Source organism: Streptococcus mitis, from assembly GCF_001579045.1.
Classification (GTDB): Bacteria; Bacillota; Bacilli; order Lactobacillales; family Streptococcaceae; genus Streptococcus; species Streptococcus mitis_D.
Window position 1 is genome coordinate 1922 of the sequence record NZ_KQ970261.1, and the last position, 22627, is coordinate 24548.

A 22627-nucleotide genomic window follows, 5' to 3' on the forward strand; every position below is an offset into this window, starting at 1 on the left:
CCCCCTTAAATATTTTAGTAATTTAAGGAAAGGATATGATTTTTAATTTTTGGTACCACACTTGTTTAAAAAACCATAGTACACCCTCTATTTTACACTATTTTTTTTTAAAAAAATAGCATAACCATATATTTTTTTTAATTTAGCATTTAATTTTAGCGAGTATATATGTTTTTTCCTAATCTTCTATTACTATTAGACAGGAAACACAACAAGACCTCCACTATATCGAGGAGGCCTTGAATCAGCTAGGTTATTTAGTAAAAGACTAGAAGATTTTCTTTTCCCAATCGTCTTCTGTACGGCGAGGGTAGAAAAATTCAGACTTGTCAGGAGCTTCCATCATCTCCATCAAAGGTAGCATATCATAGGCCAGATCCAAGTTTGGAATCTGGTCTTTTTGAATCCAAGAAACTTCTCCCTCTTCTGAAGAGCGAAGGGTACCAGAGAACTCAGTCGCCTTATAACAAACGACAATATAGCGCCCACCTGTATCTAGTGGCCAATTTTTAATACCGACAAGTTGAGGATTTTGGATAGTCAACCCTGTTTCTTCATAGATTTCACGAATGACAGACTCTGCGAAAGACTCGCCATTTTCTACATGGCCTCCTGGAAAGGCATAACCAGACCAGCGATTGGTTTCAGGGGCGCGATACTGCATCACCACGCGCTGGGTTTCGAGGTCTTCTATTAGACAAATGTTTGTTAAAATTGTTAATTGTGCTCGAGACATACATAGACTCACTTTCTAATTTATTACATTTTCAGACTTGTACCAGTGACATTATCTTCTACTTTTTAAAATTATTTAGAATAGAATACCATCCGTTTTTCCCTTATAGGCTTTCCAAGTTCAAGTATTTTTTCTTGACCATCAAAAGTGAAACCCATTTTTTGATAGAAAGCAATGGCTCACTTATTATCTTTCAATACCCATAAGAAAATTTCAGAAAAATGATTAAGAGCAGTCAAAGCTACTTTCACTAACTTTTGTGCGATTCCTTTTCCATAATAGTCTTTTAAAACATATAAAGCAATAATTTCACCAGCTTGAATAGTCTCATCACGAAAGTTACCATAACTGATAAAACCAACTATCTTCACACCATCCATCGCAATCCATGTATTTTCTGGATACTTTTGACTGAAGAATCGACACCTTTCTAATGTCATTGTCTCCTGAAATTCTGCAGGCAAAAGGTCATCATAAGCCTCTCTCCACGTTTGCCAGTGAACAAGGGATTTACCTTCTATCTCTTCAGGAGTTTCCATTGATTTGATAACAACCGTCATTTATTTTCTTCTCCTTAATCCAACGCCTTGACTTCCTTTGCTACTTTTTGTAGAAATTTTTGTCTTGTTGAACTTGTATTTACTTCACGGCCTAACTCTCCTAAGATTGAAACCCTCTTTGTTTTTATGCCACAATGATTCAATACAGCATTCTTTAATACTGATATTCCATAACTATCTGGAATGTTAATCGGACCTGAAAATACTTTGTACCACCAAGTTGGTGCCATGGAGGTTGCATAGATACTAGCTGTTTTTCCTTTTAGTAACTTTTTGAACTGTTTACCTCTCAAGTAATTCAAAATAAAGCTTCCTTGATTGTTGACAGAGTATGCAATGCCTGGCGTAAAAACACGATCAATCCAGCCCTTCAATAGACTAGGCATACTACTCCACCAAATAGGATAAACAAAAATGAAATGATCTGCCCACTGGATTAATTCTTGAGAGCGTAAAATAAACGGATCGTCCTCCATCCTTTGTCGATAACCATAACGTAAAACAGGATCAAACTCTTCCTCATTAAGATTAATCATTTCAAGTTCATGTCTCTTTGAGTCTATATTTTCTACAATCGTTTGAAAAATTGCTTGGCAGTAACTTTCTTTATCAGGATGTCCATTGATAACTAAAATATTCATAAAATTCCCCTAATCCAAGGCCTTGACTTCCAACATCATATCACGAATCTGAGCTGCTAGTTCAAAGTCAAGCACTTCGACGGCTTCTTGCATTTGTTTCTCTAGTTTCTTGACCAGCTCTTTGCGCTCTTGTTTGTTAAGGCTATTGATATCGACTTCCTTGTCCTCTTCCTTAGCAACTGCCTTGGTCACGGCAATCAGGTCACGGATTTCTTTCTTGATTGTCTGAGGCACAATACCATGTTCTTCATTATAGGCCATCTGGATCTTCCGACGGCGGGCAGTTTCATCAATGGCACGTTGCATAGACTGGGTAACCGTATCCGCATACATGATGACATGGCCTTCGCTATTACGGGCAGCGCGGCCAATGGTTTGGATAAGGCCACGTTCATTACGAAGGAAACCTTCCTTGTCAGCATCGAGAATCGCTACGAGGCTCACTTCAGGAACGTCAATCCCTTCACGGAGCAGGTTGATTCCGACCAAGACATCAAAGACACCCAAGCGCAGGTCACGAATTATCTCCGTCCGTTCCAAAGTCTTGATATCTGAGTGCATGTACTTGACCTTGATGCCCATTTCTTTGAAGTAGTCAGTCAAATCTTCGGCCATTTTCTTGGTCAAGGTTGTAATAAAGGTTCGTTCGTTCTTTTCAACACGAGCATTGATTTCACCTAGGAGGTCATCAATCTGTCCCATAGTCGGACGGACTTCCACCTCAGGATCCAAAAGACCTGTCGGACGAATGATTTGCTCAATCACTGTCTCGGTCTGTTCATTTTCATAGTCACCAGGTGTTGCTGAAACGTAAACAATCTGATGCACATGGCTTTCAAACTCTTCACGACGGAGAGGTCGATTGTCCAAAGCTGATGGCAAACGGAAACCATAATTAACCAGCATTTCCTTACGCGAACGGTCCCCATTGTACATGCCCTTGATCTGCCCCATAGTCATGTGACTCTCGTCAATCATAATCAAAAAATCATCTGGGAAGAAGTCGAGAAGCGTATAAGGAGGCTCTCCTTCGCTCCGTCCATCCATATGACGTGAATAGTTTTCAACCCCATTTGTATAGCCCATCTCACGCAGCATTTCGATATCGTACTCTGTCCGTTGTTTCAAGCGCTGGGCTTCAAGCAGTTTGCCTTCCTTTTCAAAGATAGCTAGTTGCTCTTCTAATTCTGCTTGAATCTTGGCAATGGCAACTTCCATATGGTCGTCATTGGTCACAAAGTGAGTGGCCGGGAAAATCGCCAAATGATCCACTTCTCCCAACACCTGACCTGTCAGAGCCTCCACTTCACGAATACGGTCAATTTCGTCTCCAAAAAATTCTACTCGAAAAGCGTGTTCATCACGGGAAGCTGGGAAAATCTCCACTACATCTCCACGAACGCGAAATCTTCCGCGTTGGAAATCAATATCATTACGTTCAAACTGGATATCAACCAGGTCATTCAAGAGTTTATCACGAGAAATCTCTAGACCAGGACGGAGACTAACGACACTATCAGCATATTCCTTGGGCGAACCCAAACCATAGATACAAGAGACTGAAGCCACGACAATAACATCATTGCGCTCCAAAAGGGCTGAAGTCGCTGAGTGGCGGAGCTTATCAATCTCGTCATTGACAGAACTGTCCTTTTCAATATAGGTGTCGCTAGAAGGGACATAAGCTTCTGGCTGGTAATAATCATAGTAAGACACAAAGTACTCAACGGCATTTTCAGGAAAAAACTCCTTAAACTCCCCATAGAGCTGGCCTGCTAGAGTTTTATTGTGGGCAATAACCAGAGTTGGTTTATTGACTTTGGAAATGACTTGACTCATGGTATAGGTCTTCCCTGTACCAGTCGCCCCCATCAGAATCTGAGCTTTTTCTCCCCCCTCGATATTATCAACCAACTGCTCAATAGCTTGAGGTTGGTCTCCTGAAGGTTGATATTTTGATACTAGTTTAAATTGATTGTCTGTAATGCGATTGATCATAAGAATCCTCTCTCGATGTGCTATTCCTATTTTAGCATATTTGTAGCATTTTCACGAAGAAAAGGACGGACCCAAGTCACATCCTTTCATTTTCTTTCTTTAATTGGTAAGCGAGATAGACAATCAGCAGTAGTAAAACCAGACTTGTCATGATAGAACCTTCAATCCCAAAAGATCCTCCTGATAACCAGCCTTGATCGCCTTGTGGTAAAAAGGTCATCAGAGACGTTCCTGATGGTTGACCACTAACTAATACTCCAAAGAGGTTGCCCTGTGCGAAATTCCAAGCTCCATGAATACCTGCAATACCCCAAACTGTATCTGTTTTGAGGAGGTAAAGTGACATGGCAACTCCGAATAAAAAGAGATTCACTAGAGATAAAGGTGTAAGACCAGAATTCCCAGCATGAAGCAAAGTAAAGAATAGGCTAGATATAAGAACAGCAAGTTTTAGATTGGTTCTTGAGGCCAATTGAGGAAGGAGCCAAGTACGGGCCACCACTTCTTCTGCTGTCCCCTGTAAAATCCAAAATGGAATGGTAAAAATGACAAAGGCAAGCGAATAAGGATCCAAGTTAATGGACTCAAAACGATATTGCCCTAAAGCTACTAAACCTAACAAGGTCAGAAGAAAAAGTGCCAGGCCTAGACCAAATCCCTTAAGGAGATTGCTTAGGAAATTCTCTCTATAAAATCCCAAGGTTCGAATAGGTCTTTTCTCAACTTTTCTAGTCCATCTGAACACAGTGTTGAGAATAAAACCAAAGGCCAGTAAATCTAAAATTAAATGAAAGTCACTTGTTTTATCCATCAAGCTCTGATGCAAGGTCTGTAAGTAGCTTGCAAGATTTTGACCAGCCTCTCCAAAATTTCTAAAAAGTCCGATGAGAGCTAACAAACTAATACCATACAGAGTAAAAGCCACAAACTCTCCTATGAAGACAAAAGCAAAGGCTAACAAGGGGCTTGTGTAAATGTTTAAACTCATTTTTGAAGCTTGGCAGTCTTTAAATATTCTTTTGTTCTTCATATCCCCGTCCTCTTTTCTTCCATTATATACTATTATTATAGCACTTTATAGTAGCAATTCAAGAAAGAAAAGAAAAAATCAATGTTATATTTTCTGACACAAAAAATATAAAAATTTGCCTTTTTTTACTTTTTCTGATATAATGGGAGAATATTCGGAAAAGGAGACTAAAAATGAAGAAAAAATTTCTAGCATTTTTGCTAATTTTATTCCCAATTTTCTCATTAGGTATTGCCAAAGCTGAAACGATTAAGATTGTTTCTGATACCGCCTATGCACCTTTTGAGTTTAAAGATTCAGATCAAACTTATAAAGGAATTGATGTTGATATTATTAACAAAGTCGCTGAGATTAAAGGATGGAACATTCAAATGTCCTATCCTGGATTTGACGCAGCGGTCAATGCGGTTCAAGCTGGTCAAGCTGACGCTATCATGGCAGGGATGACAAAGACTAAAGAACGTGAAAAAGTCTTCACCATGTCTGATACTTACTATGATACAAAAGTTGTCATTGCAACTACAAAGGCACACAAGATTAGTCAGTACGACCAATTGTCTGGTAAAACTGTTGGTGTTAAAAACGGAACAGCCGCTCAACGTTTCCTAGAAACGATTAAAGATAAATACGGCTTTACTATTAAAACATTTGACACTGGTGATTTGATGAACAACAGCTTAAGTGCTGGTTCAATTGATGCCATGATGGATGATAAACCTGTTATCGAGTATGCCATTAACCAAGGTCAAGACCTCCATATTGAAATGGATGGTGAAGCTGTAGGGAGTTTTGCTTTCGGTGTTAAAAAAGGAAGCAAATACGAGCACCTAGTTACTGAATTTAACCAAGCCTTGGCTGAAATGAAAAAAGATGGTAGTCTTGATAAAATCATCAAGAAATGGACTGCTCCATCATCTTCAGCAGTGCCAACTACAACTACTCTAGCAGGCTTAAAAGCCATTCCTGTTAAAGCTAAATACATCATTGCCAGCGATTCTTCTTTTGCACCTTTTGTTTTCCAAAATTCAAGCAACCAATACACTGGTATTGATATGGAATTGATTAAGGCAATCGCTAAAGACCAAGGTTTTGAAATTGAAATCATCAACCCTGGTTTCGATGCTGCTATTAACGCTGTCCAAGCTGGTCAAGCAGATGGTATCATTGCTGGTATGTCTGTCACAGATGCTCGTAAGGCTACTTTTGATTTCTCAGATTCATACTACACTGCAAACACAATCCTCGGCGTCAAAGAATCAAGTACCATTGCTTCTTATGAAGATTTGAAAGGGAAGACGGTCGGTGTTAAAAACGGAACTGCTTCTCAAACCTTCCTAACAGAAAATCAAAGCAAATACGGTTATCAAATTAAAACCTTCGCTGATGGTTCATCAATGTATGACAGTTTAAACACTGGTGCCATTGATGCTGTTATGGATGATGAACCTGTTCTCAAATATTCTATCAGCCAAGGTCAAAAATTGAAAACACCAATCCCTGGAAGTCCAATTGGAGAAACATCCTTTGCCGTTAAAAAAGGCACAAATCCAGAATTGATTGAAATGTTCAATAACGGACTTGCAAACCTTAAAGCAAACGGTGAATTCCAAAAGATTCTTGACAAATACCTAGCTAGCGAATCTTCAACTACTCCAACAAGCACTGTTGACGAAACAACTATCTGGGGCTTGCTTCAAAACAACTACAAACAACTCCTTAGTGGTCTTGGTATCACTCTTGCTCTAGCTCTTATCTCATTTGCTATTGCCATTGTCATCGGGATTATCTTCGGTATGTTTAGCGTTAGCCCATACAAATCTCTCCGTGTCATCTCTGAAATTTTCGTTGATGTCATTCGTGGTATCCCATTGATGATTCTTGCAGCCTTCATCTTCTGGGGAATTCCAAACTTCATCGAGTCCATCACAGGCCAACAAAGTCCAATTAACGACTTCGTAGCTGGTACTATTGCCCTATCGCTCAATGCAGCTGCTTATATCGCTGAGATTGTTCGTGGTGGTATTCAAGCCGTTCCAGTTGGACAAATGGAAGCCAGCCGCAGCTTGGGTATCTCTTATGGAAAAACCATGCGTAAGATTATCTTGCCACAAGCAACTAAATTGATGTTGCCAAACTTTGTCAACCAATTCGTTATCGCTCTTAAAGATACAACCATCGTTTCTGCTATCGGTTTGGTTGAACTCTTCCAAACTGGTAAGATTATCATTGCCCGTAACTACCAAAGTTTCAAGATGTATGCAATCCTTGCTATCTTCTATCTTGTAATTATCACGCTTTTGACTAAACTAGCGAAACGCTTAGAAAAGAGGATTCATTAATGGCAAAATTAAAAATTGATGTAACTGATTTACACAAAAGCTACGGAAAAAATGAAGTCCTAAAAGGAATTACGACTAAATTCTATGAAGGAGATGTTGTTTGTATCATCGGCCCTTCGGGTTCTGGTAAGTCAACCTTCCTCCGTAGCCTCAATCTTTTAGAAGAAGTCACTAGTGGTCACATCACTGTGAACGGTTATGACTTAACTGATAAAACAACCAACGTTGACCACGTCCGTGAAAATATCGGAATGGTGTTCCAACACTTCAACCTCTTCCCACATATGTCTGTTTTAGACAACATCACTTTTGCTCCTATTGAGCACAAGTTAATGATTAAGGAAGAAGCTGAGAAATTGGGAATGGAGTTGCTTGAAAAGGTTGGACTAGCAGATAAAGCTAATGCCAACCCAGATAGCCTATCAGGTGGTCAAAAACAACGTGTGGCCATCGCTCGTGGACTTGCAATGAATCCAGACATCATGCTCTTTGATGAACCAACTTCTGCCCTTGACCCTGAAATGGTCGGAGACGTACTAAACGTTATGAAAGACTTGGCTAAACAAGGCATGACCATGATTATCGTAACCCATGAGATGGGATTTGCCCGTCAGGTTGCCGACCGCGTTATCTTTACTGCAGATGGCGAGTTCCTAGAAGACGGAACACCTGACCAAATCTTTGATAACCCTCAGCACCCTCGTCTGAAAGATTTCTTGGACAAGGTCTTAAACGTTTAAACTTAAACTGTAAGGATTTCCTTGCAGTTTTTTTCTATCTCGTATTGGATTTTTTGATTTTTCGGAAAATTATGTTAGAATTAAGTTTATGAAATGAGATTTCCTCATACCTAGCATGACTAGGAATAAAAATAGAAATTAGGTAGCTAGATGTCATCTAAGGTTATTGTTACAATTTTCGGTGCGAGTGGAGACCTGGCTAAACGCAAGCTCTACCCTTCCCTTTTTAGACTATATAAATCCGGCAATCTTTCCGAGCACTTTGCCGTTATTGGAACTGCTCGTCGTCCTTGGAGCAAGGAATATTTTGAATCTGTTGTAGTCGAATCTATCCTTGATTTGGCAGATAGTACCGAACAGGCTCAAAAGTTCGCTAGTCACTTCTACTATCAAAGCCATGATGTCAATGATACAGAGCACTACATCGCTTTACGTCAATTGCAGGATGAACTAAATGACAAGTACCAAGCTGAACACAACAAGCTCTTCTTCTTGTCTATGGCTCCTCAATTCTTTGGAACCATTGCCAAGCACCTCAAGTCTGAAAACATTGTAGATGGTAAAGGTTTTGAACGCCTAATCGTTGAGAAACCATTTGGTACAGATTACGCAACTGCAAGCAAATTAAATGACGAACTCCTAGCGACATTTGATGAAGAACAAATTTTCCGTATCGACCATTATCTTGGTAAGGAAATGATCCAAAGCATCTTTGCAGTTCGCTTTGCAAACCTGATTTTTGAAAACGTTTGGAACAAAGACTTTATCGACAATGTTCAAATTACCTTTGCGGAGCGCTTGGGTGTAGAAGAACGTGGTGGCTACTATGATGAATCTGGTGCCCTCCGTGACATGGTACAGAACCATACACTACAACTGCTTTCTCTCCTTGCTATGGACAAGCCAGCAAGCTTCACAAAGGACGAGATTCGTGCTGAAAAGATTAAGGTCTTTAAAAATCTCTATCATCCAACCGATGAAGAACTTAAAGAACACTTTATCCGTGGCCAATACCGCTCTGGTAAGATTGATGGCATGAAATATATCTCTTATCGTAGCGAGCCAAATGTAAATCCAGAATCTACAACTGAAACCTTTGCATCTGGTGCTTTCTTTGTAGACAGCGATCGATTCCGTGGTGTTCCTTTCTTCTTCCGTACTGGTAAACGACTGACTGAAAAAGGAACTCATGTCAACATCGTCTTTAAACAAATGGACTCTATCTTTGGAGAACCACTTGCTCCAAACATTTTGACCATCTATATCCAACCAACAGAAGGCTTCTCTCTTAGTCTAAATGGGAAGCAAGTAGGAGAAGAATTTAACTTGGCTCCTAACTCACTTGATTACCGCACAGATGCGACCGCAACTGGTGCTTCTCCAGAACCATACGAGAAATTGATTTATGATGTCTTAAATAACAACTCAACTAACTTTAGCCACTGGGATGAAGTTGGTGCGTCATGGAAATTGATTGACCGTATCGAAGAGCTCTGGGCTGAAAATGGTGCCCCACTTCATGACTATAAAGCTGGAAGCATGGGACCTCAAGCCAGCTTTGACTTACTTGAAAAATTCGATGCCAAATGGACTTGGCAACCTGATATCGCCTATCGTCAAGATGGTCGTTTAGAATAAAAAAATTTCCTGCAAGATTGTAGCTTGCAGGATTTTTGCTTTTAATTAGATTAAGCCTTCCAAGAGACACTTCATAAAGTTTTCTGAGTTAAATTCTCCAATATCATCGATTTTTTCACCAAAACCAATCAATTTTACAGGAATATTGAGTTCTTCACGGATGGCTAAAACAACCCCACCTCGAGCAGTTCCATCAATCTTAGTCAAGACAATTCCTGTTAAAGGAGTAATTTTTGAAAATTCTTTGGCCTGTACTAGGGCATTTTGACCTGTTGATGCATCAAGAGCTAAGAAAGTTTCATGCGGTGCTTCAGGCATAACACGTTTGATGATACGACCAATCTTTTCCAGCTCAGCCATAAGGTTGTCCTTGTTTTGCAAACGACCAGCAGTATCAATCATGAGAATATCGATACCTTCAGCCACGGCACGTTCCATTCCATCAAAGACTACACTGGCTGGGTCAGCTTTTTCAGGTCCAGTCACAACTGGAACGTCCACACGACGGCCCCATTCAGCTAGCTGGGCTACTGCCCCTGCACGGAAGGTATCTGCCGCAACCAGCATGACCTTCTTACCAGCTTGTTTGTAGCGGTGAGCTAGTTTCCCGATAGAAGTTGTTTTCCCAACACCATTAACTCCGACAAAGAGCATGACTGTCAAGCCATCTTGGAAGTGGATGCTTTCATCGTAGTTGCCATCCTTTTCATAAAGCTCAACCAATTTCTCTATGATGACACGGCGAAGAACGTCCGTTTTCTTGGCGTTTTCAAGCTTGGCTTCGTAACGTAACTCCTCTGTTAAGTTTGAGGCCACTTGGACACCAACGTCACTCATAATCAGCAGTTCTTCCAGTTCCTCGAAAAATTCTTCGTCAACAGAGCGGAAATTAGCAAAGAAGGCATTCAAGCGAGCACCAAATCCTGTACGAGTTTTCTTGAGACTGCGGTCATATTTTTCCTGAACGGTTTCTTCTGCTTGAGGAGTTTCTGCTTCAAGAACTTCAGAATTATTTTCTTCTACAGTATCTAGAAACTCAGGATTCTCTTCCTCTGTGACTTCTTCTGAGTTTGGCAATTCTTCGACTTCTTCTTGTTGAACTTCTACAACTGGCTCTGAATCATAATTTTCTTCAACAGTTTTTTGGATTTCCTCTTCTTCAAGCACAGGTTCTTCAAAACTTTCAACCTCTGCTTCTTCTTGAGGAACTTCCTCAGCTTCTGTAAGGACAGGCTCAGTAGCTTCAGACAAATCAAGATTTTCCAGAGCTTCTTTTACAACTTCTTCGATTTTAGGTTCTTCTTTTTTTCCGAATAGACGGTCAAATAATCCCATATCTTAGTTCTCCTTTAGCACGTATTCTTCGATAGCCCAGGCGACAGCTTCCTCATCATTGGTCATTGGAGTTACCACATTTGCGACTGACTTAACTTCAGGAACAGCGTTTTGCATGGCAACACCGAGCCCTGCCCACTCAATCATAGAAAGGTCATTGGCCTCATCACCACAGGCCATGACTTGGCTTTGGTCAATTCCGAGATGGTTGATTAGTTTTGCCAAACCTGTTGCTTTATGAACATTCTTTGGTGACCACTCTAGCAACATTTCACGTGATTTAAAGATTTCATATTGGTCAAACAATTCTGGAGAAATCTTCTGAATGGCTGCATCCAAGGGTTCTTGAGCAAAGGCAGTCACGCATTTATTGTAGGTCATTTGACTAGACAGGTCTTCAAAGTCAACTGGTACAAAAGTCAAAGCTGGATTGAATTTGGCATAAAGACTTTCTTGGTCCGATTGGATTTGATAAACAGTTCCTTCTGAGATGGCATCAAGAGGAAGTGATAATTTCTCTGTTTCCTCATACAAGCGTGCTACATCATCATATGAAAAGACAGTCTTATCAAGGATTTCACCTGTATTTTTCTGAACCAAACCACCATTAAAGGTAATCGTATACTCATCTTCCTGGCCGTCAGTCCCTAGCTCATGGAGAAAGAAATCCATAGCTTTTAAGGGACGACCAGTTGTCAATACGACCTTGATACCACGATCACGCGCTACTTTCAAGGTTGCCTTGGTACGATCCGTCAACCTTTTATCAGTAGTCAGCAAGGTCCCGTCCAAGTCCAATGCAATCAATTTTATATCTGCCATTATAAACCCTCCATATAAGCTATAACCGACTGATCCTTATGGTGACCAATCACAGTCTCTGCTAATTCTAAAATTTCTGGTCGTGCATTTTCAGGAGCTACAGGATGTCCCACAACCTGCATCATATGCAAGTCATTTAGATTGTCTCCAAAAGCCATGACCTGATCCATTGTGATACCAAGTTTTTTAGCTAATTCAACAATGGCCACACCCTTATCGACATAGTCCAGAACAATATCAATGGACTCAAAGCCAGTTGTCATAGCCTTAACACCAGTAACGTTTTCGTTTACCCAAGCTTCTCCAGCTTCTAGCATTTCTTCTGTGAAGTTGGTTGTAAATTTGAAAATGTCATCTGTAATATCTTCCAGACTCGCTACTTTTTGGATATTTTCATTATAGTGCTGACTCACTTTTAAATAGGTCTCATCAACCGTATCTAGCACATAAGAGCCTTTTTTTCCCGTCAAGAGTAGTTTATTGATATCTACATAAGGTGACGTTTTCAGCTTTTCAAAAGTTGATAGATAGAACTCACGAGACATGGTCGCTTCATACAAGTCCTGACCTTGATATTCGACCAAACTGCCATTTTCCGCGATGAAAATAATATCATCACGAACATCAGCAAATAATTTTTCTAGAGACAGAAATCCGCGCCCCGAAGCCACCGCAAAGTAAATCCCTTTTTCCTTGTAGGAAACCAAGAGAGACTTGAGGCGGTCCATATCAAAGCGCCCATTCCCATCTAGGAAGGTTCCGTCCATATCCGTTGCTACTAGTTTAATTGTCATCCTTCAATACTTTCTAAATCTTTTAACTTAACTGAAACAATTTTTGAGACACCTGATTCTTGCATGGTCACTCCATAGATGGAATCGGCCGCTGCCATGGTTCCCTTACGGTGGGTTACGACGATAAACTGGCTGTCCTTGTCAAAGCGGTTGAGATAATCTCCAAAGCGTTTAACATTGGCTTCGTCCAGCGCAGCCTCTACCTCATCCAAGATAACAAATGGAATGGTCTTAACACGAATAATAGAGAAGAGCAAGGCAAGAGCTGATAAGGCTTTTTCACCACCACTCATGAGGTTAAGCGACTGGATTTTCTTGCCTGGAGGTTGAACAGAAATCTCAACCCCAGCTGTCAGCAGGTCTCCTTCAGTCAAAATCAGGTCCGCCTGACCTCCACCAAACATCTGCTTGAAGGTCACTTTAAAGGACTCACGAATAGCCTCAAAGGTTGATTTAAAGCGTTCCTTGACCTCATCATTCATCTCTGTAATGGTCTCAAGGAGCAGATTTTTCGCTGACAAAATATCATCTCGCTGGCTATTTAGGAAATCCAGACGGCTGTGAACTTCTTCGTACTGTTCAATAGCATCCAAGTTGACAGGACCCAGCGAGCGAATAGCCTTCTCTAAATCCTTAACTTCCTGCTCTGCCAGATTGAGGTTTTCCAATTCATGTGCCTTTTCTAGTGCTTCAGTATAGCTAATCTGATACTGGTCTGTTAATTGACTTTGTAGATGGCGCAAGTGCTCGCTGACCTTTTCTTTCTTGGCTTCAGCACGTGTTTGCTTGCGAATCCACTCTTCATTCTGCTGGCGAGCCTGGTCCAAATGACTAGCAACATCATCCAGTTGACCTTCAATATCATCCAACTCAAACTGCTTGCGAATCAAACCTTGTTGGAGGTTTGTTTTCTGAGTTTTGGCTTCTTCAGCCTGTTGACTGAGCAATTCTGTATCAACCTTCTCCAGATTATCAACCTTTTCTTGAAGAAGGCGCTGGATTTCCTCTTGTTCGATATTCAGATTATCCAATTCCTTGCCTAAACGTTCAATATCAACAACTTCATAACGTTTTTGCCCTTGTAGTTCTGTCTTAAGCAGGCGAGCTTGCGCTACCTGTTCTTGCAAGTTCTGATAACGTTCTTGGATGGCGTTTTTGTTAGACTTAATCTCTTCAATCTCAGCTTCCAGATTTTGCTTTTCACTGGCAATGGTAGCAAGACGCTCTTGGCATTTTTCCTTGTCTGCTTGCCAATCTCCTTCAGAAAGACGATCTAATTCCTCTTCTTGGAGTTTCCAAAGAGTTTCTAAATCTTCAACTTGCTGACTGGTCTGCTGATAAGCGAGGGACAAGCCTTGCTCCTGAATACGTGCCTGCTCTCCTTGAGATTTAATAGCTTCTAATAATTCGGTCAATCTAGCCATCTGGTCTTGCAAGGTCTTCAAACTCACTTCTTCAGAACGCAAGCTTACTTCTTCTTCAGCAATTTCTTTTTGCAATTGTTCCAGTTCTGGCTTGATGAAGATGCTGTTGTTCTGGCGATTGGTACCACCCGCATAGGAACCACCCGTGCGCAGCTCTGTCCCATCCAGTGTCACCATGCGAACCTGATAACGAACCTGACGAGCTGCTACACGCGCATGTTCTACGGTATCAAAGATAGCCGTCGTAGCTAGCAAGTTTTTAAAAATGGCTTCTAGTCTCTTATCAAACGACACCAACTCATCTGCCATGCCAAGGAAGCCTAGACTTGCAGCAATAGCATCTTGGTTCTGACTAGAAATCGTACGCGCCTTGATCGTTGTCAACGGAAGGAAGGTCGCGCGACCAGCTCTGTTCCGTTTGAGAAAATCAATAGCTTTGGTTGCCGACTCTTCATCTTCTACGATGATGTGCTGGCTGCTTGCACCAAGGGCAATTTCTAAGGCAGTTTGATAATGCACATCAAAGGTCAGGTGCTCACTAACAGCACCAATAATTCCACCAAGGCGGGCTTTTTCTTGGAGAACACTCTTAACACCTGCATAAAAGTTACTGTGATTTCTCAGGATATTTTCCAAACTTTGAGCTCTGGCCTGCTTGTTTTTAAGACTGTCCAGACGGTCAAATAGTTGACTTTGTTGAGCTTGATAGGAAGCTTTCTGCTCCTCTTGCTCCTTGGCACAGACTTGATAATCCGCCAATAATTTCCGAACCTGCTCCTTGGCAGTTTCAAGCTCATTCCTTTGCTGACTTGCCTTTTCTTTAGCTGTAGCCAGTTGTTCTTTGAGCTTTTCTAGTTGATCTGCTTGTTTTTGAGAAAGCTGACGACTATTTTCCAACTCGTTTTCGATACGGGTAAACTGGTTTGAGACATCGGCTTCTTCCTGTAAAAGTGCTACAAAACGTTCACGCAAGAGCTCAATCATCTGGTCAGGATTATCTGAAAAAGCAAGTAATTCAGCTTCTAAACGATTGAGTTTTTGATTATTTTGGATTAGATTTTCCTCTAAAAGTGCTAAAGAGCTTTCCTTATCAGTTTTTTCTTTGCTGAGAGAATTTCTCTTATCCTCCAAAGCAGCCAAACGGGCTTGTGCTTCCTGTTGATTCAGGGCTACTTGCTCAGATTCCAGTTTCGATAGGGCTAATTTTCTCTCTAAATCACTAATCAGACTGGTCAAATCCATCAAACTGCCTTGGTCTTTGGCCATTTCAGCCTGTAAATCTTGACGTTGCTTCTTGAGATTCTGATTTTCCTCTTCTAATTGTTCACGCTTTTGGTAATAGCTCGTCAAGAGTTCCTGAACCTGAGCCAACTCTTCTTCTGTCGACTCTAGTTCAGCCTTATTTTCCTTAATTTGAGCAACCAAAACATCCAAGTAAATAGCCTTACGTTGTCCTTCCAAGTCTAAAAACTTACGGGCATTTTCAGCTTGCTTCTCAAGAGGCTTGATTTGATTATCCAACTCGTAGATAATGTCCTCTAAGCGGTCTAGATTATCCTGAGTTTGTTGTAGTTTACTCTCAGTTTCTTTTCTGCGAGTCTTGTATTTTAAAACTCCAGCAGCTTCTTCAAAAATGGCACGACGTTCCTCAGGCTTGGAGTTGAAAATCTCCTCAACCTTCCCTTGGGAAATGATGGAGAAGGAATCTCGTCCCAAACCTGTATCCAAGAAAAGGTCATGAATATCACGCAGACGGACTTTCTTGCCGTCAATCTTGTATTCGCTATCTCCACTACGGTAGATATGACGTTCTACCCTGATTTCTTGACCAGCATCCTTGATAAATCCGTCATGATTATCCAAAGTCACAACTACAGAAGCATAATTGAGCGGTTTACGACTTTCAGTTCCAGCAAAGATGACATCCGGCATCTTGCCACCACGTAGACTCTTAACACTTGACTCTCCCAAGGCCCAACGCAGACTTTCTGTGATATTTGACTTTCCAGATCCATTGGGTCCAACGACTGCCGTCACACCTTGGTCAAAGACGACCTTAGTCTTGTCAGCAAAAGACTTGAATCCCTGAATTTCGATTTCCTTTAAATACATGAATCCAGCCCTTTCTCAACGGCATTTTTGGCAGCTTCCTGCTCTGCTAATTTCTTAGAACGACCTTGACCTTGACCAATGCTCTTACCTTCGACAAGAACTTCTACATCAAAGACCTTATCGTGGGCAGGACCCGTTTCAGAAATCACCTGATAACGAATAGCCACATCGCCATTGACCTGAAGTAACTCTTGGAGATGGGTTTTGTAGTCTGTAATCATCTCAAACTCGCCTGCTTCAACCTTGGGAATCATGACTTGATAGATAAATTCCTTGACTTTGGCAACATCCTTATCCAAAAGGAGGGCACCAAGAAAGGCTTCAAAGGCATCACCAAGAATGGTGTCACGATTACGACCACCAGATTTTTCTTCCCCCTTACCTAGCTTGATAAACTGGTCAAACTGGCAATCACGCGCAAAGCCAGCCAAACTCTCCTCACGGACAATCATGGCACGGAGTTTAGACAAGTCACCCTCAGGCTTTTTAGGATATTTTTTATACAGATATTCTGAAATCAATAACTGTAGAACAGCGTCTCCTAAAAATTCCAAGCGTTCATTGTGTGAAATTTTTAAGAGGCGATGCTCATTGGCATAACTCGTATGAGTAAAGGCAGTCTCCAGTAAATTTTTGTCTGCAAATTCGATTGCAAAATGGTTCTTTAGTACAGTTTGTAATTCTTTCATACCAACCTCTTTCTAACTGATAACAGTCCTTTTTATTATATCAAAAAAAGCCCCCTGAGTCACTTTAAAATGGGACTGGAAAGCATTTGGGCATTCTTTAGAAAGAGATTTTCAGTTTTATACTCAATGAAAATCAAAGAGCAAACTAGGAAGCTAGCCGCAGGTTGCTCAAAACAGTGTTTTGAGGTTGTGGATAGAACTGACGAAGTCAGTTACATATATCTACGGTAAGGCGACGCTGACGTGGTTTGAAGAGATTTTCGAAGAGTATTAAGGGCCAATTTAGGGCTGTGTAAAGAAAAAAGCCCTATTAAAGGCTTTTTAGGATGTTTACATCCACCCTGAGGGAATCGAACCCCCATCTCAAGAACCGGAATCTTACGTGATATCCATTACACTAAGGGTGGAAACTTGTTTCATTATAACAAAAATTTGCTTTAATAACAAGTTTTTTCCCGGAATGAAGGTCTTCCCTTAGTGGGAAGCATCACCATTCCAGATAGAGTTTTTCACGATAACATAATCAACGTGTTTAAGGTCCGCAACCTCACGTCCACCAGCGTAGGAAATAGCACTTTGCAGATCTTGTTCCATCTCAGTTAAAGTGTCTTGCAGATGACCTTTGGCAGGAAGCAAGATACGTTTGCCTTCCACATTTTTGTAAGCACCTTTTTGATATTGTGATGCTGAACCATAATATTCTTTGAACTGTTCACCATCAACTTCAATCGTTTTCCCTGGACTTTCAATATGTCCTGCAAAGAGAGAACCAATCATGACCATGCTGGCACCGAAGCGGATAGACTTGGCAATATCACCGTGAGTACGAATTCCTCCATCAGCGATAATCGGTTTACGGGCAGCCTTGGCACACCAGCGTAGAGCAGCCAATTGCCAGCCCCCTGTCCCAAAACCAGTTTTGACCTTGGTGATACAAACCTTACCAGGACCAATTCCGACCTTAGTAGCATCCGCACCAGCATTCTCCAATTCACGCACAGCTTCTGGTGTTCCCACATTTCCAGCAATAACAAAAGTATCTGGCAATTCTTTCTTGATGTGTCGAATCATAGAAATCACACTATCCGCATGACCATGGGCAATATCAATCGTGATGTACTCAGGAGCATCTGCCTTGAGCTGGCTAACGAAATCATACTCGTAGTCCTTAACACCAACAGAGATAGAAGCAATGAGCCCTTGATTGTGCATACGTTTGATAAAAGGAATGCGTCCTGCCTCATCAAAACGGTGCATAATGTAGAAGTAACCTCCTTTAGCCAGTTGCTCTGCTACATTTTCATCCAAAATCGTCTGCATATTCGCTGGCACAACAGGTAGTTTAAAGGTGTGATTTCCTAGAGTGACACTTGTATCCGCTTCTGCACGGCTTTTAATGACACATTTATTTGGAATCAATTGAATATCTTCGTAATCAAAAATTGGAAATTCATTTAACATATCGATGTCTCGTTTCTTTTGTAATGACCTACCTATGCTCTCGCATCACTACGTCTTTTCCGACGTTTCCTTAATTAATTATAAATCAAAGTACAGTTTTTGTCAAATATTTTTATAAATCAAAATTTATTGTTCGGGTTTTACTTGTGTAAATAATAAAAGAAAGAGGAGAGATTAATTTCTCCCCAATCCTTCTCTATCCTAATAATACTCTCCCTGGCGGTAGTCCCATGAGTTAAAGGTATCTGAGAGATGCATCATAATCTTATCAATGTCAAGCCCTTTGCGGATTACAACTGGAGCTGGTGAAGTTGAACGTGCTCCTCCTTGTTCTGGGATGAGTTTGCCGTCCTTATCAACCATAGACACCATCACACCTTGCTCGTAGCGTGTTTCAATGGTTTTGTCAGGTTGGATAGAGGCTACATAGTCGTCTGCTTCGATAACAAGGTCCACTGCTCCTTCGATGCGTTCTCCGATTCCTTCTACCTTACCACGGTTTCCTTTTCCAGATGGGTTAGCTGATGAGGCATAAATCATCTTGCCTTCTTCCCAAAGTTTAGCAGCTAATTGTTCACCAGCTTTCCCAAACTTGATAACGAAACAGCTCGTTCCACGCACATCAGTCATGAGTTCTTCACGGCCATCACCGTATGCTTTGAGTTTTTCAAAGGCTTCTGGTTTCCAAGGAAGGATACAACCAAGAAGAATATCTTCATCCCAATGTTTTTGGTAAAAGGCTTCAATTTCTGGGTTGAGTTGTGCTAAAGCGCGAAGCTCATCCATGCTACCACAGAGAACAACACCTGGTTTATTACGGTTACGCTCTTTGGCTGCGAACTTGCGTTCAAGACCTGCCTTGTCGCTAGTCATGATGATGTAACCAACTTTTGTAGGGCAAACGATACATCCGCCCTCACCTTTTAAAATATCATAGCCTTCTTGTGAAAGTGTTCCACTCCATTGAATGTGTTTTGTCATAGTTCTATTTCCTTTTCTATTTTTCTTCTAATCCTGCCAGTAGGCTGGTCGTTGTTTTTCATAAGCAGCAATCAAATCTTCATACTGCAAGGTAATACCGATATCATCCAAACCATTTAAGAGTTTGTGTTTCCATTCGCTATCGATCTCAAAAGTGAATTCTCCAATTGGTGAGATGATTTTTTGTTTTTCCAAGTCCACAGTTACCTGGTCACTTGGTTGTAGCTGGGCTAGTTTCTCTCTAACCTCTCTGGGCTGAACGATTGGCAACATGCCATTATTGAGTTCATTATTGTAATGAATATCCCCAAAAGACCCTGCAATCACGACTTTAAAACCGTAGTCTGCTAGAGCCCAAGCTGCGTGTTCCCTCGAAGACCCTGCGCCGAAGTTATCCCCTGAAATGAGAATACTGGCTTTGCGATATTCAGGCCGGTTAAAGACAAAGTCAGGATCCTCAGTATAGAGATCATCCAGATAACGCCAAGCATACATGAGGTACTTACCAAAGCCTTTCTTATCGATTAACTTGAGAAACTGCTTGGGTAGGATTTGGTCAGTGTCGATGTTATCATTCATGAGAGGAACGGTCGTTCCCGTATAAACTGTAAATTTCTCCATATCCTCTCCTTACTGGGCTTCTGGCATTTGCCGAACATCTACGAAGCGCCCTGCGATAGCTGCCGCAGCTGCCATGGCTGGACTGCAGAGATGGGTCTTAGCACCAAAGCCTTGTCTGTCTTCAAAGTTACGGTTACTGGTTGAAGCGCAGTGGACACCATCAGGAACCTTGTCAGGATTCATCCCTAGGCACATAGAGCAACCTGGATCTCTCCACTCAAAGCCAGCATCTAAGAAAATTTTATCCAAGCCCAACTTCTCCGCAGCTCGTTTGACAGGACGAGATCCTGGAACTACGATAGCCGTTAAATTGGGAGCAATTTTCTTCCCTTTGACAAATCGAGCAGCTAGTTGCAAGTCACTGAGACGAGCATTGGTACAAGAACCAATAAAGATATAGCCTAGTTCAATATCAGCTGGCTTTTGACCAGGCTCCAAGTCCATGTAATTGTAGGCTCGCTCATCATTCATATCCTTAATTTCTGGGAAGCTACTGTCAAAGTCAACACCCATAGCAGGATTGGTGCCCCAAGTCACCATGGGAGCCAAGTCTGAGACATCCATACGGATAACCTTATCGTAAACGGCATCCTCATCACTGACAATTGTTTTCCAATCCGCCACAGCCTCTTCGAAATTCTCTGGAACACACTCGCGTCCCTTGAGATAGTCATAAGTCGTCTGATCTGGGTTCATAATTCCCATCTTAGAGCCAAACTCAATAGACATATTACAGATGGTCATTCGCTCTTCCATGCTCAGTGCATCAATCGCTTGTCCACGATATTCCACCACATAGCCAACACCACAAGCAACGCCGTACTTGGCAATCAAGGCTAAAATAAAGTCCTTGGAATAAACTCCCTTTTGAGGAACACCAGTGAATTCCACCAGCATTTTCTTGGGTTTGACCTGCCAGAGTGTCTGAGTAGCGAAAACATGCTCGACTTCACTAGTCCCAATTCCAAAAGCGATTGCTCCGAAAGCTCCATGAGTTGCCGTATGGCTGTCTCCACAGACGATGAATTTTCCTGGTTGGGTCCGTCCTGTTTCTGGTCCAACCATGTGAACAATTCCCTGCTTTTCAGAACCGTGAGCCGCATGTTCAATACCAAACTCCTCAACATTTTCAGCTAGCTTATCAATTTGTGCCTTAGAAATCACATCTCGAATATCGTAGATATTGACCGTCGGGACATTGTGGTCAAAGGTTCCAAATGTTAAGTCTGGTCGTCTCAATCTACGACCTGCGTCTCGTAATCCTTGAAAAGCCTGAGGACTGGTCACCTCGTGGATATAGTGCTGGTCCACATACATGAGTTGGGGCTGCCCCTTTTCTCCTGTGATAACATGGCGATCCCATAATTTATCAAAAATCGATTTTCCTGCCATCTATTACCTCCAAATAAAATATAAAGCTACTAGTGTGGACACTATCCCGAGAAACCAAACTGTTTTAAAATACCATTTTCTAGTCTTATGGTGAAAGCTGATTCCTGCTAACCAGGCCCCAAAACCACCACAAGTAAGGGCTAAAATGAGTAAGATTTTCTCTGGGATGCGCCAAACTCTTCTCCTTGCCTTGGATTTGTCAATACCATAAATCAAGAAAACCATGACATTCCAAATCAAAAGGACTAGAGTAATTTTTTCGTCTAACTTCATAACCTTGCAATAATAGCTTCCGTCATTTCCTTAGTCGAAGCCTGTCCACCTATATCTCTTGTTAAAATGCCAGCCGCTAAACTTGCCTCAACAGCACACTCGATACGCTCTGCATCCTCATAACGTCCAAAACTGTCTCTCAACATCATGGCCACTGATAAAATCATGGAAATAGGATTGGCAATTCCTTGACCTGCAATATCAGGAGCTGAACCGTGAATGGGCTCATAGAGACTTGGTCCATTTTCAGAATGACTGGCTGATGGCATAACTCCAAGTGTGCCAGATAGAACGCTTGATTCATCCGAGAGAATATCTCCGAAAAGATTTTCTGTCACGATGACATCAAACTTAGCAGGATTGGTAATCATGAGCATGGCAGCTGAGTCCACTAGCTGGTGTTCCAAGGTCACATCTGGGAAATCCTGTGAGACCTTCTCAGCTACTTTCCGCCAGAGTTTTGATGTTGCCAACACATTTTGCTTATCGATACTAGTAACGATTTTTCTCCGATTTCTTGCAATCTCAAAGGCCTTGCGAATAATCCGCTCCACTTCCTCATAGCTGTAGTCGTTGATATCACGTGCTTTGCGCTCTTCAAGGATATGATCTCCAAAGTAAATCCCGCCTGTCAACTCACGCACCACGACAAAGTCTACACCAACAATTCGTTCCGATTTGAGTGGTGACAAATGCTTGAGACTGTCAAAGATTTTTACAGGGCGAATATTAGCGTAAAGATTGAGTTCCTTACGGAGAGCCAGCAAGCCTTGTTCAGGCCGAACCGCTGCTCCATCATACTGGGGACTACCGATAGCCGCTAGAAGAATGGCAGCTGCTTCTCTACTTGCCTTGAGGGTTTCATCAGGTAAGGGATGCCCTGCTGCATCAATACCTGCACCTCCAAAAGGTCGTCTGTCTATTTCATAGACAAAGCCTGTTTTTTTAGCTAGAGCCTCCAGAACTTCTAAACCAGCCTCCATGATTTCTGGGCCAATTCCGTCCCCTGCTAGAGCTACTATTTTCTTTGTCATAGCCTTC

Annotated in this window: 18 protein-coding genes, 1 tRNA gene and 2 pseudogenes; 4 read left to right on the forward strand and 17 right to left on the reverse strand. The window is 41.6% G+C overall.

Annotated features, from left to right (window positions below):
• Positions 1 to 194: 194 nt before the first annotated feature.
• A pseudogene (locus SMIDD28_RS11495) lies at positions 195 to 272 on the forward strand (DNA-binding transcriptional regulator); the annotation flags it as partial.
• On the opposite strand, the gene SMIDD28_RS00010 reads toward SMIDD28_RS11495, so the two are convergent.
• The 5 genes and pseudogenes from SMIDD28_RS00010 to SMIDD28_RS00030 all read right to left on the reverse strand — a co-directional run bounded on the left by SMIDD28_RS00010 (position 269) and on the right by SMIDD28_RS00030 (position 4965).
• Positions 269 to 736 (reverse strand): 8-oxo-dGTP diphosphatase, encoded by a 468-nt coding sequence (locus SMIDD28_RS00010; RefSeq protein ID WP_061423782.1) that lies wholly within the window; start codon positions 734 to 736, stop codon positions 269 to 271. The pseudogene SMIDD28_RS11495 and the gene SMIDD28_RS00010 overlap by 4 nt on opposite strands.
• A 71-nt stretch (positions 737 to 807) precedes the next feature.
• A pseudogene (locus SMIDD28_RS00015) lies at positions 808 to 1296 on the reverse strand (GNAT family N-acetyltransferase).
• Between the two features lie 14 nt (positions 1297 to 1310).
• Positions 1311 to 1937, reverse strand: a complete 627-nt coding sequence (locus tag SMIDD28_RS00020) for an NAD(P)H-dependent oxidoreductase (protein WP_061423784.1) — start codon at positions 1935 to 1937, stop codon at positions 1311 to 1313.
• Positions 1938 to 1946: 9 nt separating this feature from the next.
• Positions 1947 to 3935, reverse strand: coding sequence for an excinuclease ABC subunit UvrB (gene uvrB, locus SMIDD28_RS00025; RefSeq protein WP_023933623.1), 1989 nt, complete (start codon positions 3933 to 3935; stop codon positions 1947 to 1949).
• Between the two features lie 76 nt (positions 3936 to 4011).
• Entirely contained in the window at positions 4012 to 4965 is a 954-nt protein-coding gene (locus SMIDD28_RS00030) for a CPBP family intramembrane glutamic endopeptidase (protein WP_061423786.1), read from the reverse strand.
• 173 nt (positions 4966 to 5138) lie between these two features.
• On the opposite strand from SMIDD28_RS00030, the gene SMIDD28_RS00035 reads away from it, so the two are divergent.
• The 3 genes from SMIDD28_RS00035 to zwf all read left to right on the forward strand — a co-directional run bounded on the left by SMIDD28_RS00035 (position 5139) and on the right by zwf (position 9682).
• Positions 5139 to 7304, forward strand: coding sequence for an ABC transporter substrate-binding protein/permease (locus SMIDD28_RS00035; protein ID WP_061423788.1), 2166 nt, complete (start codon positions 5139 to 5141; stop codon positions 7302 to 7304).
• Positions 7304 to 8044 carry an amino acid ABC transporter ATP-binding protein gene (locus tag SMIDD28_RS00040; protein ID WP_061423792.1) on the forward strand — a complete coding sequence of 247 codons (741 nt, stop codon included), beginning with the start codon at positions 7304 to 7306 and terminating at the stop codon, positions 8042 to 8044. Before SMIDD28_RS00035 ends, SMIDD28_RS00040 begins: the two co-directional genes overlap by 1 nt.
• Before the next feature lie 150 nt (positions 8045 to 8194).
• Positions 8195 to 9682, forward strand: coding sequence for a glucose-6-phosphate dehydrogenase (zwf, locus tag SMIDD28_RS00045; RefSeq protein ID WP_061423795.1), 1488 nt, complete (start codon positions 8195 to 8197; stop codon positions 9680 to 9682).
• A 45-nt stretch (positions 9683 to 9727) separates the two neighbouring features.
• On the opposite strand, the gene ftsY is transcribed toward zwf, so the two are convergent.
• From ftsY to leuB, 12 genes are all read right to left on the reverse strand, one after another.
• Complete coding sequence (gene ftsY, locus SMIDD28_RS00050; protein ID WP_061423799.1) at positions 9728 to 11017, reverse strand: signal recognition particle-docking protein FtsY; 1290 nt, start codon at positions 11015 to 11017, stop codon at positions 9728 to 9730.
• A 3-nt stretch (positions 11018 to 11020) separates the two neighbouring features.
• Positions 11021 to 11839, reverse strand: coding sequence for a Cof-type HAD-IIB family hydrolase (locus SMIDD28_RS00055; protein WP_061423801.1), 819 nt, complete (start codon positions 11837 to 11839; stop codon positions 11021 to 11023).
• Positions 11839 to 12633, reverse strand: a complete 795-nt coding sequence (locus tag SMIDD28_RS00060; protein ID WP_061423803.1) for a Cof-type HAD-IIB family hydrolase — start codon at positions 12631 to 12633, stop codon at positions 11839 to 11841. The genes SMIDD28_RS00055 and SMIDD28_RS00060 overlap by 1 nt, the downstream gene beginning before the upstream one ends.
• Complete coding sequence (smc, locus tag SMIDD28_RS00065; protein ID WP_061423805.1) at positions 12630 to 16169, reverse strand: chromosome segregation protein SMC; 3540 nt, start codon at positions 16167 to 16169, stop codon at positions 12630 to 12632. Before smc ends, SMIDD28_RS00060 begins: the two co-directional genes overlap by 4 nt.
• The gene (rnc, locus tag SMIDD28_RS00070) at positions 16160 to 16858 is read right to left on the reverse strand and encodes a ribonuclease III (protein WP_000661487.1); all 699 of its coding nucleotides are present in this window, start codon (positions 16856 to 16858) and stop codon (positions 16160 to 16162) included. The genes smc and rnc overlap by 10 nt, the downstream gene beginning before the upstream one ends.
• 335 nt (positions 16859 to 17193) lie before the next feature.
• Positions 17194 to 17265, reverse strand: a tRNA-Arg gene (locus SMIDD28_RS00075).
• Positions 17266 to 17332: 67 nt separating this feature from the next.
• On the reverse strand, positions 17333 to 18319 hold the full coding sequence (locus tag SMIDD28_RS00080; protein ID WP_061423806.1) for a GMP reductase: 987 nt from the start codon (positions 18317 to 18319) through the stop codon (positions 17333 to 17335).
• A gap of 201 nt (positions 18320 to 18520) precedes the next feature.
• Positions 18521 to 19300, reverse strand: coding sequence for an L-threonylcarbamoyladenylate synthase (locus tag SMIDD28_RS00085; RefSeq protein WP_061423809.1), 780 nt, complete (start codon positions 19298 to 19300; stop codon positions 18521 to 18523).
• Positions 19301 to 19327: 27 nt separating this feature from the next.
• Positions 19328 to 19921 carry a 3-isopropylmalate dehydratase small subunit gene (gene leuD, locus SMIDD28_RS00090; protein ID WP_061423811.1) on the reverse strand — a complete coding sequence of 198 codons (594 nt, stop codon included), beginning with the start codon at positions 19919 to 19921 and terminating at the stop codon, positions 19328 to 19330.
• A gap of 9 nt (positions 19922 to 19930) precedes the next feature.
• Positions 19931 to 21313 (reverse strand): 3-isopropylmalate dehydratase large subunit, encoded by a 1383-nt coding sequence (gene leuC / locus SMIDD28_RS00095; RefSeq protein ID WP_061423813.1) that lies wholly within the window; start codon positions 21311 to 21313, stop codon positions 19931 to 19933.
• Positions 21314 to 21316: 3 nt separating this feature from the next.
• On the reverse strand, positions 21317 to 21586 hold the full coding sequence (locus tag SMIDD28_RS00100; protein WP_061423815.1) for a DUF1294 domain-containing protein: 270 nt from the start codon (positions 21584 to 21586) through the stop codon (positions 21317 to 21319).
• Entirely contained in the window at positions 21583 to 22620 is a 1038-nt protein-coding gene (gene leuB, locus SMIDD28_RS00105) for a 3-isopropylmalate dehydrogenase (protein ID WP_061423817.1), read from the reverse strand. The genes SMIDD28_RS00100 and leuB overlap by 4 nt, the downstream gene beginning before the upstream one ends.
• Between the last annotated feature and the right edge of the window lie 7 nt (positions 22621 to 22627).